General features: G+C 37.8%; 16 protein-coding genes. 4 read left to right on the forward strand and 12 right to left on the reverse strand.

The features are described 5' to 3' along the window. Positions 1-122 precede the first annotated feature (122 nt). Genes C9J34_RS02055 through C9J34_RS02065 form a run of 3 tightly spaced genes read left to right on the forward strand, consistent with a single transcriptional unit; the run spans position 123 to position 2603 of the window. On the forward strand, positions 123-617 hold the full coding sequence (locus C9J34_RS02055; protein WP_153062600.1) for a hypothetical protein: 495 nt from the start codon (positions 123-125) through the stop codon (positions 615-617). After that, the gene (locus tag C9J34_RS02060; protein WP_107838193.1) at positions 601-1011 is read left to right on the forward strand and encodes a PulJ/GspJ family protein; all 411 of its coding nucleotides are present in this window, start codon (positions 601-603) and stop codon (positions 1009-1011) included. Before C9J34_RS02055 ends, C9J34_RS02060 begins: the two co-directional genes overlap by 17 nt. Positions 1012-1028: 17 nt before the next feature. Next, complete coding sequence (locus tag C9J34_RS02065; RefSeq protein WP_107838194.1) at positions 1029-2603, forward strand: pilus assembly PilX N-terminal domain-containing protein; 1575 nt, start codon at positions 1029-1031, stop codon at positions 2601-2603. A gap of 223 nt (positions 2604-2826) precedes the next feature. Here the strand turns inward: C9J34_RS02065 and C9J34_RS21775 are convergent, their stop codons facing one another. From C9J34_RS21775 to C9J34_RS02100, 7 genes are all read right to left on the reverse strand, one after another. Next, on the reverse strand, positions 2827-2970 hold the full coding sequence (locus C9J34_RS21775; RefSeq protein ID WP_193768859.1) for a hypothetical protein: 144 nt from the start codon (positions 2968-2970) through the stop codon (positions 2827-2829). Positions 2971-3295: 325 nt separating this feature from the next. Further along, positions 3296-5431, reverse strand: coding sequence for a DUF2339 domain-containing protein (locus tag C9J34_RS02070; protein ID WP_107838195.1), 2136 nt, complete (start codon positions 5429-5431; stop codon positions 3296-3298). 267 nt (positions 5432-5698) lie between these two features. Then, entirely contained in the window at positions 5699-6241 is a 543-nt protein-coding gene (locus C9J34_RS02075) for a 5' nucleotidase, NT5C type (protein WP_107838196.1), read from the reverse strand. 91 nt (positions 6242-6332) lie between these two features. Next, a complete protein-coding gene (locus C9J34_RS02080) occupies positions 6333-7040 on the reverse strand; it encodes a DNA alkylation repair protein (protein ID WP_107838197.1) in 708 nt (235 codons plus the stop codon). A 472-nt stretch (positions 7041-7512) separates the two neighbouring features. Then, positions 7513-8847 carry a type I glutamate--ammonia ligase gene (gene glnA, locus C9J34_RS02090; protein ID WP_107838199.1) on the reverse strand — a complete coding sequence of 445 codons (1335 nt, stop codon included), beginning with the start codon at positions 8845-8847 and terminating at the stop codon, positions 7513-7515. Between the two features lie 36 nt (positions 8848-8883). Next, positions 8884-9258, reverse strand: a complete 375-nt coding sequence (locus C9J34_RS02095; RefSeq protein WP_107838200.1) for a MerR family transcriptional regulator — start codon at positions 9256-9258, stop codon at positions 8884-8886. Between the two features lie 231 nt (positions 9259-9489). Then, positions 9490-10734: a methionine gamma-lyase family protein gene (locus C9J34_RS02100; protein ID WP_107838201.1), complete on the reverse strand. Its 1245-nt coding sequence runs from the start codon at positions 10732-10734 to the stop codon at positions 9490-9492. Between the two features lie 150 nt (positions 10735-10884). Between C9J34_RS02100 and C9J34_RS02105 the strand changes: the two genes are divergently transcribed. Further along, positions 10885-11490 (forward strand): trimeric intracellular cation channel family protein, encoded by a 606-nt coding sequence (locus tag C9J34_RS02105; RefSeq protein WP_107838202.1) that lies wholly within the window; start codon positions 10885-10887, stop codon positions 11488-11490. 237 nt (positions 11491-11727) lie between these two features. Here C9J34_RS02105 and C9J34_RS02110 read toward each other — a convergent pair whose 3' ends face one another. The 5 genes from C9J34_RS02110 to mutL form a co-directional block, all read right to left on the reverse strand. Beyond that, positions 11728-12030: a rhodanese-like domain-containing protein gene (locus C9J34_RS02110; protein WP_107838203.1), complete on the reverse strand. Its 303-nt coding sequence runs from the start codon at positions 12028-12030 to the stop codon at positions 11728-11730. Between the two features lie 22 nt (positions 12031-12052). Continuing rightward, positions 12053-12280, reverse strand: coding sequence for an RNA chaperone Hfq (gene hfq, locus C9J34_RS02115; RefSeq protein ID WP_107838204.1), 228 nt, complete (start codon positions 12278-12280; stop codon positions 12053-12055). Between the two features lie 146 nt (positions 12281-12426). Beyond that, the gene (gene miaA, locus C9J34_RS02120) at positions 12427-13335 is read right to left on the reverse strand and encodes a tRNA (adenosine(37)-N6)-dimethylallyltransferase MiaA (protein WP_107838205.1); all 909 of its coding nucleotides are present in this window, start codon (positions 13333-13335) and stop codon (positions 12427-12429) included. Further along, positions 13316-14233 carry an alpha/beta fold hydrolase gene (locus C9J34_RS02125; protein ID WP_107838206.1) on the reverse strand — a complete coding sequence of 306 codons (918 nt, stop codon included), beginning with the start codon at positions 14231-14233 and terminating at the stop codon, positions 13316-13318. The genes miaA and C9J34_RS02125 overlap by 20 nt, the downstream gene beginning before the upstream one ends. An 18-nt stretch (positions 14234-14251) precedes the next feature. Next, complete coding sequence (mutL, locus tag C9J34_RS02130) at positions 14252-16087, reverse strand: DNA mismatch repair endonuclease MutL (RefSeq protein WP_107838207.1); 1836 nt, start codon at positions 16085-16087, stop codon at positions 14252-14254. Between the last annotated feature and the right edge of the window lie 6 nt (positions 16088-16093).

Consider the following 16093-nt stretch of genomic DNA (forward strand, 5'->3'; position numbering starts at 1 on the left):
AAATTTTCTAACAAAAAATAAATATAAATAATTCTTTTTACCTAATCCAACTAGAACTATATATATTCTATTTTTTAAATGTTAAATTATCAGTTAACTTTTTAGGAAGGGATGTGGCTAACGTGCTGAAAAAAATAATCCACAATGAACAAGGGTTATCATTAATTGAGGTAGTCGCTTCTATTATTATTTTGACAATTATTCTATTAAGCTTTTTCACATTTTTCATTAGTACAGCTAAAACAACTAAAACGTCTAGTACCATATTTGATGCTACTTATTATGCTCAGCAGGAGATGGAGGCATTTTATAATCTAACAAAAACTCCCCTCTCATTATCTGAGGATTTATCAACTAGAGAACTAGCTATTTCTTACAGCTTAGAAGAGCTTGGATACGAAGCAGATACTGAGCAATTAAGAACTTTCTTGAAGTTTGGAAACGATGATATTAATTTCGATTATCTGCTCATATATTCAGATCAAGTTAAGGGTGGAAGTTTAACACAGTTCACCATTTTAATATGTGAAAAAGGAAAATCTTGCAACGGATCAGCTGTTAAAGCACAAATGACAAATATTTATGAATGGAGGGCAAAATTTGAAACTACGAACTGAAGATGGTCTAACATTAGTAGAAGTCCTAGCAGTTATAATTATTACATCGCTAGCTGCACTGCTTATTTTTTCAGTCATGACACAAAGCACAAAGATTTTCGGACAGCAATCTGAAGAAAATCAAAGTTTAAATGATGTAGCCTACGCATTAAAAGTTATGACAAAAGAAATCAGAAAAAACCCTCAGTCAGTCTCTATTATTGAACCCTATCAATTAACTATTAGTAACAATTCATTTAATTTTGATATTGAAAACTATAGGATTACTAAAAACGACGTTACATTTATCAAAGATATAAAGACTTTCGATATTAGCCAAAATGGTACTGAGATTAGCATAAAAATAATTAATATGGATGATAAGGAATTTTCCACAACACTATATTTAAGATAGGGAAGGGTAGGATAAATATGAAATGTAAGTATAATACAAATAATGAAAAGGGATATACGCTTATTATCGTTGTTTTAGTTATTGCTTTAATTTCTATACTTGGATTAGGTTTAATGACCCTTACTGCAAACACATTAAATACTACTAAACATGAACGTGATGACCAATCATTATTTTATATAGCGGAGGCAGGAATAAATATAGAAAAAAGTAATATTGAGCAAATTGTGTATGAGTCATATGTAAATACTATGCGGCTCCATGAAGATATGTCTGTAGAAGATAGGAGCGAATTTAATTTTGAAGAATACTATAAAGGTGAGGTTTTTAAATATTTATCTTTAAATGCTCCTTATGCATATTCAAACTTCGAAAAACAATTTAATAAACAACCCGAAGCTTGTATATCTCTAATTTCATTTGAAGAGCCAAATAAAATTAATATAGAATCAATGGGGTATCTTATTGATTCAGATAATAATAATACAGTAAATTGCTCTGATAAGGAAAATATTCCTTCACAATATAGAGTAGTTCAACATACTGTATCATTTAATACAGATTTAAAATTTTTAATTGATTTAGAGAATCAAAATGACAATGGAATAGAGATTGAAGGTCTCCCGCAGCTTACAGTGTTAACGAAAGGAGATATCACATTATCAGGAAGCTCAAATATCCACGGAAGTGTAGCAACATCCGGGATTGTTAAATTATCAGGTGTTTCACAAATAAAAAATAACATCGGCGCTTCAGCAGAACGAATAGATGTACCTATAGGAACAGGCGATAATTATTATAATACGATTAATAATCGTTTAGTGTCAGTTGATTTGCCTGAACTACCTGCGTTACCACCATTTCCAAGTAACGTATTTAACACTTTAGAATCAGCGAATGCACCAAACGGCTTCCCTATGACTGGAAATAACTATGAAGCCGGTTGGAATCCACCACGTAACCGTACATCTCTTGTTCTAACGGAAAACGCTAAAGTACAGAATTTTATAGTTCCTGGTGGATTTCCTACGATAGATATTAATATTGGTAGTAATACCGTTAATTTATTAATTGAAAATCTATCCTTAGGCCAAAGTACTAATTTAAATATCATAGGTAGTGGAACATTAAATATTTATGTGAAAAACTCTCTAAATTTAGGGGGCGCTATTTCAAATCAAAGTAATCATGCAGGAAAAGTAAATATATATTATGCTGGTACTACCGAACCTCAATTTAGCGGAAGTCAGCAAACAGTACACGGTTCTTTATATGTCGAAAAATCTAACTTAACTTTAGATGGCTCCAAAACAATAGCAGGCCATATTATGAGTGGAGGAAATCGAATAAGCTTACTAGGTGGAGGACCTCCATCTGGTCACTATATTTTAGCTCCTAATGCAGACGTTATAGCTAACAATAACTATACTGGAGTTATTTTAGCAAAAACTTTTACTGGAACAGGTAATGCACAAATCAACTATGGTGTAGGAAACATCCGACCACCATTTGAAACACCTCCTAATTATGACCTACCTAATCGAGATGGTTTAATTAACGGTGAGGATTTTAAAGAAGTTGATAAAAACTAAGATAAATGCAATCTCTTTTTCACACTCATATCAAAATATTGAAGTGCCAGAATTTTAATTTCTGGTGAAAATGATTTTTTAGGCATGAAAAAACTCCCCATTAGATAAACAGATGTTATTTTTTAATCTATCTAGCTAATGGGGAGCATATCAATCTCCCCCCTTATTCGGCTGTTTTTCATTGTCCCGATTAACACGATTCTCATAAAAGTCATTTCTTCTCTTACTCACACAATTTAGCTTCCTCAATAACAGCTTCTTCATATACGATATGTTTTAAGCGGCCTTCGTAGGCAAAGTATTGCGCTTCTGTTAAGCTGAGTTCTTTCCACGCTGTTAACGCATCGAATAATTGTTCATCCTTCACCGCAATTGCCTCCAGCTCTTTGTAAATACCTTCGTAGATTTCCTTCTATTTTCGATGATTGACTACTCTTAATAACAGGAGCCATCTTGCAAGTACATCATTCCATGGTTCTAGCTTTTGCTTTTTCAATCTCTCATTAATTTAGGTATCTCAATAAAATAAAATTCCATGACATCAGTTAATAATATTTTCTAGATACCTTCATACTAAATGATACGCGCTGTGGAATTGCGTGGATTCATGGAATAAATTAAAATTCATCATAATTAATGGTCTATCAAACATGATAAAACAACCAGATGCAACACACGCATCTGGCTGTTTCTTATTTCCTCCCCAATCTCCCCGACAGCAACATCCCCGCCGCACCAACAACAATAAAGAGAATTGCGCGAATGACTAGGTTTAATGTGGCTAAATCGAAGAAGATGAGCTTGCATATAGCGATTAATAATAAGATAAAGCCTGCTGCTGAAACTTTTTTCCACTGTCTTTTTCTCCCTAGCAAAATTGCTATACTTGCAGCAGCGAAAAGGAGTAGCGTTTTCATCATGACGGAAATACCCCATGCCCATATATCAATCATATATAAATAAGATGCTACATTCATAAAGTGCAGTATCGTTATAAGCATTGCTACAATTATATAAACTTCAATGTATTTTTCAATAAATTTTTTCCACTTTTGATAAATGAGCCCTTTCTTGTATAGATCAGCGAGCAAGGAAATCAATACAAAGATGAAGATGCCGCGCGTTATAAGCTGCAATGCAATATGCGTATTATCCATGAATCCTGTCGTCAAGAGTGCCATGCTTTGGGTGAAGTAGCAAACAATGAGCAGTGCTGGTGCAAAAATACCGAGCCAGCGATTATCCATTGCTAAAACAACAAGCATACAAAGAGCGGTTAAACTAAAGACAACATATGGGATATGATGTGCTGTTGAAATATAGGCGTAATCAAGCTTCGCCAGATAGAGCATGATGTACAATATAATAGCTGCCGAAATACTGTCCATTACATAATATTTTGCTAGCCAACTTTCAAAGCGTGTCGGTTCTCCTTTTGGCACTTTCCCATAAATGTAAGCTGCAATAACACCAATAATAAGGGCGATGATTGCTATATTCTCCGCATGCCAAAATGGGCGTATAGTTGTTGTTACATACAATATAAATGCCAGATTGAATAGTATGACTGAGTAGGTAATTTTCATTAACGGTGCTTGTAAGCGAATAGCTAGCATGATTCCGGCCAAAGCCGCTAACACAAGAGCAAGTTGATCATAGCCTTCTGCAAAATCAAATGTTAGCACAATATTAAACGTCACTAATAATGCAATTGTCGCTGCCACATCAAAAACATGGCGCTCGCTCTTTTTATATGCAATTAATGCTAGGCTTGTAAAGAGCGCTAACACAATGAATAAATAACCGATTTGATAAGGCTTGTTGAAAATAACGATATTCAGCAATAACAACGTAAAGCTGCTGATGCTAAATAGTGCTCCTTCTTGTAGTACCTTCCACTTTTCACTAGCTTTAAATAACTGCCACCAGCTATTTAAAAATAGTGCCAAGACAATGATCAAGCTAAATGCAAAATACGATGTTTGATTATCTTGTGTAAACCAAATAAGCTGTATAGCTAATAATGAGAAAAACATAGCGATATATAGTGCAATTTGTTGCTGATGCTGTAAAATAACGAGCTGAAGCGCCCCGAAAATGATGATGATATAAATTAAAATAAATACTTTTTCAAAATTCATATATTCCAATAAATAAGGTAATAGTAAAGATGTAAATGCGATAAAGCTCGTTAATGCCTGATTTCCTTTGAAATAACTGATTGCAATACCATAGGCAATATACAGCAACGCGATAGCAAGTGCCACCATTAATGCGAATATCTCATATAAAATCGCTCCTGCTGCCGTTGCCAATATACCGATAATAAAGGAACCTCCATATAAGGAAACGACCATCGCTGTTATTGCCTCTTTTTTCTTCTCAAGACGCCATGCATAAAGCCCGATAGCAATCGATACGACATAGGCCATCAAAACTTTTACGATGTCAGATAAGAAACCAAAATCACTTGCCAGCTTCAGCCCCCATAAAATACCGAGCACTAAAATCAACATAAACAGCTTCGGTAAAATAGCTGTTATCCGCTCCTCAAAGGACTTTCTTGGCTCCCTTGTTTCGATTATCGGTTTTTCAACTGGCGGTTTTGTTGCTATTGGTGGCTCCGATGTTTCAATACTTGCTTCTTCAGTTAACGGTTTTATAACAGCTTTTACTTTTGTATTCATCATAGATTTAAACGGATTTTCTTCTGCATTTATTGCTACATGCGCTTTTCCATCATTGTGCTTAAGTCTCGCTACTTCTGCTTGTAGCTGAGTAACTTCCTGCTCAAGTCGTTCGATTCGCTCTTGCCATTCCCTTTCCATCCATCCCACCTACCTTTTTGTACATTTTATCATAGAAAAGTAGCGGTTATGATGAAGTTCATGTCGAATTGTGTGAAAATTAAGGAAAAAGTAGGAGGTTAATTGTTTGCTATAGGAGACAATATGTGGTTGAATTGTTGGAGCTTTGTATTTAGCAATTGGGATGAAGCAAACGCATATTTAAACTAACTAAATCAAAATAAAATCCGAGCGAGGATAGATTCATTAAAAAATCCACCCTCGCTCGGTCTTTTATTGTACTTCAAATTATTTTACTAGCTGCTCTTGAAAATAAGCTTCAATCTCTTTCCAATTATTCATTCGAATGAAGCCTTCTATTGATTGATTATAGGGCATCGAATATAAAATGCCCGTCCCCTTAAATACCTCTAACTGATAAGGGCTATCGTCAATTAAATAGTCCGTATGAATAACTGACTTTGTCCCACAGAATACGATGTTTTGTTTATTTATAAATGGGAAATAGCGCTGTAGCCAATCATATTTTGCATTAAATGAGCCAGGTACTTCCATTGCAGCTGTTGCAATGAAAATATCATAATTTTCCTGTAGTTTTTGTACGACATCAATCGCATCAGCATCTAGAATCTCTAAATCACGGAAAAAATCTGGTTCATTCATGCATTCATATAATTTTTTAGTTTGTTCCTCTGGTAAATCACGTCTTGTCCCTGCTATAAATTCTTCATCTGTATAGTTTGTACCGAAATTTTCATTAACCGTTTTACACAGCTTTTTATAAAAATTCGCTAATACTTGATCCATATCAATGGCAATACTTTTTCTCATAGCGCGTCCTCCCTCTAGTTCCTAACTTTAGTGTAATCAACTTGTCAACTACAGACAAGCACATCTAAAGAACTTAACAAATTTTACAAAATTAACACCTTACATGCTTACGCTTGAAGCCGATTCGTCCTTTTTCTACTTCCTTTTCAATGCTTTGTAATGCATTTAAGAAGCTACTTTTTTTATCATCCTTCTTCATCTCCACAATACCGATTTCCTTCGCAGTTGCCAAAGCCTCATCATGTAATGGCTTGTAGGAAACACCTACTGTCGTCACAAAATTATTCATCGCTGATTTTGCCCGTTCTGGCGCAGTATGAATCGTTCCTTTGACAACCTCTAGCATATTGGCCAACTTACTTTGTGAAAATTCCTCATCTTTTCGATTACCTAGCAGCCAGCAGTAACAGCTATAGCCCGCTGACATCTTCAGTTCCTCACCACTTGCAATCCATTTATCTGCTACTTGCTGCGCGATATCCGCTTCCGCTAACGTTACAGCTACAACATAATCCGATAGCATATAAAAATAGGCTTGTTCAATCCAACGGTCATAGTCTGCCTCCGTCATCGTATTCGGCTCTGCAATTACTCCCGCAAAATACATTGCATCATAATTGCCCGTTGCATACAGCTTCTCAGCAAGTGCTTGATTGGTTTTAATTGCTTTTCTCATTGGCTTCATCGCCCCTGTTGCCACACCAAAAACAGGCTCCTTCGCCCCATTCGAACAATATATTTTTTTCGTACGCTCTTTGCCTAATGTTTCTAGCTCCTGCATTACTGCTCCAAAATCCATCTATGTGCCTCCCTCTCAAATCATTGTCATTGTATGATAAAGTGACATTTTAATTATATTGGATAAATATATAAATAGTTTATCACTTTCATCATTCACCAGTGAAGAAATATCCCTTTTGCCTTCAGTTTGAGATTAGGAGCAGCTTCATTAAGAAGTTAACTTGGAAACAATCATACTTTTCGGATGTATTCTATTCATTGCCTCTGTTCTACAAACAAGTTTTCCCATCATGGTGACGCCTTTCTTGCTAATGTTATTTCTTCCACAAGAGTCCATTCAAATAAATATCCTTTCCAGCTGCATAGGTATTTATCTTCTTATCGATAGTTTAAAAATTCTCCATCATTTCCTCGTTGTAAAATTGAAAAAAGGGTTGAATCCGTGATTCAACCCTTTAAAAGAAGTCTAACTAATAGCTGTCTGAAGACATGCTGTTGTACCAAAAGCATGTCTTCAGACAGCCTACTTATTAATACATCTTCAAATATTGTTCGCGCTCCCATTGGTGTACAGTGGAGCGATACATATCAAATTCAATATCTTTTGCCTCTTTAAAGTTTGCATAAATGTGCTCACCTAAAGCTTCTTGAATTACTGTATCTTTTGCTAATAACGTTAACGCATCATCTAATGCTGCTGGTAAATTTAAAATACCATTTGCTTCGCGCTCTTCCTCTGTCATCACATAAATATTGCGATTGACTGCTGGCGGTGGTGTTAATTGCTTACGAATACCCTCTAAGCCTGCTTGTAAAATAACAGCCATCGCTAAATATGGGTTCGCTGATGGATCAACAGAACGTACTTCAATACGTGTTGAAACACCACGAGATGATGGAATACGAATTAGTGGTGAACGGTTACGCGCTGACCATGCAACATAGCAAGGTGCTTCGTAGCCTGGCACTAAACGTTTATAAGAGTTGACCGTTGGGTTTGTTACCGCAGTAAAGCCTTGGACGTGCTCTAATACACCTGCCATAAATTGCATCGCTGTTTCAGATAAACCAAGCTCTGTTTGCTCATCGTAAAAGGCATTTTCTTTCCCTTTAAATAAAGAAACGTTAAAATGCATACCTGAACCGTTGACACCGAATAATGGTTTTGGCATAAATGTTGCGTGTAAACCGTGTTTGCGCGCAATTGTTTTTACTACTAGTTTAAATGTTTGAATATTATCACATGCTGTAATGGCATCTGCATATTTAAAGTCGATTTCGTGCTGACCTGGCGCTACTTCATGGTGAGATGCTTCAATTTCAAAGCCCATTTCTTCCAGCTCTAATACGATATCGCGACGACAGTTTTCTCCTAAATCTGTTGGCGCTAAATCAAAATAACCACCATCATCATTTAATTCAAGTGTTGGTTCACCTTTTTCATCTAATTTAAAGAGGAAGAATTCTGGCTCTGGTCCTAAGTTAAAGCTTGTGAATCCTAAATTCTCCATTTCTTTTAACATGCGCTTTAAGTTTGAGCGGGGGTCGCCAGCAAACGGTGTGCCATCTGGGTTTGCAATATCGCAAATAAAACGTGCTACTTTCCCTTTTTCAGCTGTCCAAGGGAAAATCATAAACGTATCGTAATCAGGTAATAAATACATATCTGATTCTTCAATACGTACAAAGCCTTCAATTGAAGAGCCATCAAACATCATTTTATTGTCTAACGCTTTATCTAGCTGACTAACTGGAATTTCAACATTTTTAATTGTTCCTAAAATATCTGTGAACTGTAATCGAATGAATTTTACTTCTTGGTCTTGCACCAGTTTTTTAATGTCTTCTTTTGTATACTTACCCAAATGTAACACTCTCCTCTTAAATAATTTACACTCTTTTTAATAAAACCGTGAAAGATTCCCTTGACGAATGGATGTTTTTTGCATGCTTCGTGCTTGTAGCATTTCTTCGCGCATAATCCGACGCAATTCACGGTCAGAAATTTCTTTCTTCCCATCTGTATCTGCGCGCTTCTTCATTGCAAATACTTTTTTGATTCCCGCCATATTCGTGCCTCGCTCAAGCATTGTCTTTATTTCTAGCAATACATCTACATCATTTAATGAAAACATTCGTCTATTTCCTTCTGTACGATGAGGTTGAACTAAATTGTGCTCTTCATAATACCGTATTTGACGCGCTGTTAAATCCGTTAGCTGCATAACGATACTGATTGGTAACACTGGCATAGATCGACGAATTTCACTACCCATTTAATTCACCTCCGCCTTTATCATACAACAGTACTTTTTTACACGTCAATTTTCATGTTAGAAAACCTAACATCTTGTTCTCCCCTTGATACTAAAGGAAAATATCAGCTATTTCAATGTTATTACATCAAATAAATAAAAAATTTTTTCAAATTTAAGAAGCTATCTGAAAAGCAGTTTCACACAGCACTTTTCAAATAGCTTTTGTTGTTTAGTAGTACCTCAAATGCATCACAGTAATCTCTGAACAGCAGCACATATTGCGTATTTCACGTGCTCATATGTTAAGCCACCTTGTACAAAGGCTGTATATGGCGGACGAATCGGACCATCTGCTGTTAATTCAATGCTAGAGCCTTGAACGAATGTACCTGCTGCCATAATGACATCGTCTTCGTAGCCTGGCATGTAGGCTGGCTCTGGAGCAAAATGGGCATTGATTGGCGATGCCGCTTGAATTTCACGACAAAAGGCAATCATTTGCTCTGCCGTTTGAAACGAAACAGATTGAATTAAATCTGTGCGTGGTGCGCTATAGTGTGGCGCTGTTGTCATACCTATTTCCTCTAGCATCGCTGAAGTAAAGATGGCACCTTTTAACGCTTGAGCAACTGTATGTGGCGCAAGGAAAAACCCTTGATAAAAATCAGCTAACGTGTTCAACGTTGCACCTGCCTCTGCACCAATGCCAGGGGATGTCATGCGATATGCGCATTTTTCGACTAAATCCGCACGTCCTGCGATATATCCACCAATTTTCGCAAGGCCCGCACCTGGATTTTTAATTAATGAGCCCGCCATTAAATCAACGCCAACTTCCGTTGGTTCAAGCTGTTCAACGAATTCACCATAACAATTATCAACAAAAATAATCGTATTTGGGGCAATTTTACGAATTTGTTGTACCATTTCACCAATTTCAGCAACTGTAAATGATGGACGACTCGCATAGCCTTTCGAACGCTGAATCGCAACCATTTTCGTTTTCTCATTCACTGCTCTGCGCACACTATTCCAATCAACCTCTTGATTATCGATTAAATCAATATGGCTATATTTGATGCCGAAATCCTTCAATGAGCCTGTATCTTTGTCACCACCGTCAACAATCGATTGCAGCGTATCATAGGGCTTTCCAGTAATATAAACGAGTTCGTCACCTGGGCGTAAAACACCGAATAAGCTAATGGTAATTGCGTGTGTACCTGAAATGATTTGCGGGCGTACAATTGCTGCCTCTGTACCAAATACTTGCGCATACACACGCTCTAAATTATCGCGCCCTTCGTCATCATAACCATAACCACTTGAAGGATGTAAATGATAATCAGATACATGATTTTCACGGAAAGCTGTTAATACCTTTTGTTGATTAAAAAAGGCGTTGTCATCTGCTTTTTTATGGAACTTGGCGATTTTATTTTCAACACGAGTAGCAAGCTCAATTGTTTGTTCTGTTAAGTTTGACGTGAACATAGATGTCTCCTTATTTTTTAATAGTTTTTAATCCTATCCCATCTTATCAACTATTTTGATCACGTCAACTATTTACTCTTTACTATTTTTTATATAATTGTTATGCTCATGTTTGCTAACTTAGATATTTACTATAGAAGGAGTTTAAAAATGGCTTGGGAAGTTTTTAGTATTATCGGAACAATCGCCTTCGCGCTATCTGGCGCAATCGTTGCAATGGAAGAGGAATATGATTTATTCGGTGTATATTTACTCGGTGTTGTAACAGCATTTGGTGGTGGGGCTATACGCAATTTATTAATTGGTTTGCCAGTAACTACTTTATGGAGTCAAGAAATGATGTTTCAAATTGCACTCGCTGCAATTACGTTATTCTTTTTAGTACCACAGCGCTTTATTAAGCATTGGAATCGTTGGGGAAATTTATTTGATGCAATTGGGCTTGCTGCGTTTGCTGTGCAAGGGGCCATGTATGCAGTGAAATTGGAACTTCCTATTAGCGCTGTTATCGTTGCTGCTGTTTTAACTGGTTCAGGCGGTGGTATTGTAAGAGATTTGCTTGCACGTCGCAAACCAACCGTATTGCGCGATGAAATTTATGCGATGTGGGCAGCAGGCGCAGGTTTAATCATTGGACTTCAAGTTTTAACAGGCGATTTATTTTTATACATGATGTTCATTTGTGTAATGACTTTACGCATTTTATCATACATGCGTGGCTGGCAATTGCCGCGCAAAAAATTGTTAGTGAAATAATTTATCTGCGGGTGGCGTAAGGATATTGGTGGTTTTCATGAAGATATCTGCGGTTCTCTCAGTTTATCTGCGCTTTCCCATGCGATATCTGCGCTTTTCCATGCGATATCTGCGGTTCTCTCAATTTATCTATAAATCTATCTGTATCTTTACAAAAAGGCGCCCCAAATAGGTAGTTCCCCCAAAAGCTCGCTTCTAACTTTTGGGGTAGTGCCATGCTGGGACGCCTTTTCATGTTTATTTAAATTCTAACTCACCATCATAAGAAAGCATGCCGCCTTCTAGGTTTGTTACATCATAGCCTTGGTCTTCTAAGTATTGACAAGCATTTTCACTGCGCACGCCGCCTTTACATACAAGGATGTACGGCACAGATTTGTCAAGCTGTTCTAGGCTGTTTGGAATTTCACCTAGTGGAATGTGTACTGCTCCAGGGATTACGCCATCTGCTACTTCGAAGTCTTCACGTACATCAATTACGTGTAAATCCTCATTTGCATCAAGTAAATTAAGTAGTTCTTCTGTTGTCATTGTTTTCATTTCGATAAACCTCCGATTCGAATTATGCATCTTCCTTATTAATATCTATCGTACTAGCTGGCACAAATGTCGAAATCGCATGTTTATAAATCAAATGCTGCTTACCATCTACTTCTAACAGTACGGTAAAATTATCGTATGATTTTATTAAGCCTTTTAGTTGAAAGCCGTTTAATAAAAAGACTGTGACAAATGTATTATTTTTACGTAACTGATTTAAAAACGCATCTTGCAAATTAACTGGTTTCACGTCAGCACCCACCTTTGTTATTTATATGGTATTTACTTTTGACTAAACATACAGTTGACTCCGCCATAGCAAACACCAAGCTATTATTTTATGACCATTAGTAAATATTCGGTATGTCTTATTAATTTCCTTCTATTTTTACAAATTCATTCACCAAAAAATGCTATCACTTGCGCCCAGTCCGCACCTACCCACTGTACATCCATTTTATTGCGGAAGTATGTGAGCTGGCGCTTCGCATAACGGCGTGAGTTTTGCTTAATTTGATTCACTGCATCCTCATAAGAAACAAAACCATCAAAATAAGTGCATAGCTCCTTATAGCCAATTGCCTTCATCGCCTGTACATCACGGATACCCGCATCATATAGACTGCGTACTTCTTGGGCTAATCCTTGCTCTAGCATTATGTCAACTCGTAAATTAATGCGCTCATACAGTTTTTCGCGCTCCATATCTAAGCCAATAATTAAATGATTGTATAGGGAGATATCTCCTCGATTATGCTCATCTGCCGCCTTTGATGTACCGCTTAACTCAACCATTTCCAGCGCGCGAATGACACGCCTTGTATTGTTCGGATGAATGCTGCTAGCAGTTTCTGGGTCTAGCATCGCTAGCTTTGCATGCATTGCTTCAGGGCCGATTTTTTCTAGCTCCTGATAGTAACGCGTTCTTGCCTTTTCATTGACCTCTTCTTTGGTAAATTGAAAGTCATATAATACGGATTGCACATATAAGCCCGTACCACCTACGATAATGGGCACTTTTCCGCGCGCGTTAATCTCAGCAATTTTTGAGCGCACAAGTTGTTGATATTCAGCAACAGAAAAGCTCTCTGTCGGCTCCTTTATATCAAGTAAATGATGTGGAATGCCTTCCATTTCATCGGCTGTAATTTTAGCCGTTCCAATATCAAGCCCTTTATACACTTGCATCGAATCACCGTTTATAATTTCTCCATCAATCAACTTCGCGAGTCGAATACTTAATGCAGTTTTTCCTGATGCTGTTGGGCCGATAATCGCGACAACATCATAGTTCTTTTTCGACATGTTTTAACCACCGTAATACAACATCGTTTACATGATGCCTATTTTTTTCATTTAAAATTTCATGACGCATTTCTTCAAACAAATGCACTGTGACATTTTCCATTCCGACGCCAACCATTCTTTCGGCCACTTTAAATACCCCCTTGCCAAAATCACCTACAGGGTCATGACTGCCGCTAATAAATAGCACAGGTAAATCTGTACGTGTGCGTGCCATTTCTTCCTTGCGATGAATGAGTAGCAAGCCTTCTGTTAAATCAGCATAAAATTGATGCGATGGGATAAAGCCACACATTTCATCATCGATATATTTTTGCACTTCATCTGCATCTCGCGATAGCCAGTCAAACTCTGTTATCGTATTCGCAAATGCTTTATTAAAGCTACCGAAGCTGAGGCGATTCATGAAAGGACTTGCCGTTTGTTTGCCTTGCGCTCTTGCTAACGCATTAGCTAATTGATTGCCTGCTAAATGTGTTGCTGACGTAACACCTGTGCCACAAATAATACATGCTGAAATTTGATCGCTATAAAGCTGAATAAAGCGACGTGCGATAAATGAACCCATGCTATGCCCAAATAACGTCAAGGGTGCTGTCACTGTTTTTCGAAGATATAAAAGCACTTCGAGCACATCTAATACGACATGATGAAAACCGCGCTCATCTGCAAAATGCCCATAATTGCCTCCCGCCGTATGACCATGTCCTCTATGGTCATGCACTGACACATAATAGCCTTCCGCACATAAGAGCTTCGCAAACTCTTCATAACGCCCTGAATGCTCGCCCATTCCATGCAAAATATGCATATGCCCAATGGCGTGCTCTGGCTCGAATATGCGAACGAAAATTTGTTGCCCGTCTCGCATCGTTAAATATTGCTGTTGCTGTTTCATAAAAAATCCTCCTTCGTTTTACATGACACGCTTAAACATCTTTTCTAGCTCGTATGTTGAAAAATGAATCAATACAGGGCGCCCGTGTGGACATGTAAATGGATTTTCTGCCTCTCTTAAATCATTTAACAGTTGATCCATTTGTTCTTTTGTTAAATAATAATTCGCTTTAATCGACTTTTTACAGCTCATCATAATCGCCGCTTCCTCACGCAGTTTTTTCACATCGGCTTTGCGTGTCGTTAACACTTGCTCAATCAATTCTTCGATAATTTCCTGCTCAAAGCCTTTCGGAAACCAAGTTGGATACTCACGGACGACGAAGGAATTTTGCCCAAATGGCTCTAAATAAATGCCCACTTCCTGTAGACTTTGCTGATGCTCCATTAAACGCAGTGCTTCGTCTGCTGAATAATGGAATGTCAATGGTAAGAGCAATGCTTGTCGTTCATTCGCATTGACATCGCCCACTTTCTCACGATAATACTCGTACTTTATTCGCTCCTGTGCAGCATGCTGATCAATTAAATAAAAGCCATCCTCCATTTGAGCGACAATATATGTGCCGTGAATTTGCCCGATAATTTCAAGCTGTGGAAATGGTGCTTTCTGTTCTTCCACTATTGGCAGATCGTTTAATGGTTCCTCAATAATCGGCTCTTCAAAGCTTTCCACTATTAATGGTGGTTGATTTTCCTTCACTTGCACAGGCTCGCCTCTTAAAGGAGCTGGTGCTAGCTGACTCTCGTTTAAACGCTCGACAATCGATGCCATTTTTTCCTCGTTAAAGGTTGGCGCTGGCTTCCATATATTGAGCTGCTCTGTCGGCGATTTCTCAAACTTTTTCGGCTTTGCTGCCAAGGGAACACGGACAACATCACGCACTGCTGCACGAATTGTTTGCTCTACTAGCTGCAACAGCTCTGGCTCCTTACTTAAGCGAATTTGATGCTTTGCAGGGTGGACATTGACATCCGTTAGCTGTGGGTCGCCCTCGATAAACAATGCGGCAATTGGATAGCGCTCAATAGGTAAATACGTATGAAAGGCATCAACGACCGCCTTTTGCACTAAATAATGCTTCACCCAACGTCCATTGACAAATATCGAAATATAATTTTTCGAGGCACGTGTTAGCTCTGGTAATGTCGCAAATCCATGTATTTTATAATCATTCGTTTCGCCTGTGAATTCGAACATTTTTTTCGCATTATGTGCTCCATAAATGGCTGCTAATACTTGCTGTACATGCCCACGTCCATTTGTTTGCAGCTGTACTTGTCCATTGTGTACAAGCTTAAACGCGATATGCGGATTGCCAAGCGCTAAACGATTCATTAAATCAATCGAATGGCCTAGCTCGGTTTGCACTGTTTTTAAATATTTTAAGCGTGCTGGTGTGTTATAAAATAATTGTGCTACTGTAATATCTGTTCCTTGTCGTAAAGCAGCTGGCTTCTGATTTTTAATATGGCCACCTTCTATATAAAGCTCCGCACCATCTTGACCATCTGACGTTTTCATCGTCATTTTACAGACAGATGAAATCGAAGCTAATGCCTCACCACGGAAACCAAGCGTGCGAATGCGGAATAAATCCTGCTCTTTTTCAATCTTTGAAGTCGCATGACGCGCAAAGGATTTCAGCGCATCCTCCTCACTCATCCCACTTCCATTATCGACAACTTGAATAAACGATAATCCCGCTTCCTCTAAAAATACTTCAATCGTTGTTGCATCAGCGTCAATGGCGTTTTCCACAAGCTCTTTGACAACAGACGCAGGGCGCTCTACCACTTCACCTGCCGCAATTTTATTGGACAGCCATTCGTCCATAATGTGGATTTTTCCCATTAGCAC

Source organism: Metasolibacillus meyeri, from assembly GCF_003049505.1.
Taxonomy (GTDB): domain Bacteria; phylum Bacillota; class Bacilli; order Bacillales_A; family Planococcaceae; genus Metasolibacillus; species Metasolibacillus meyeri.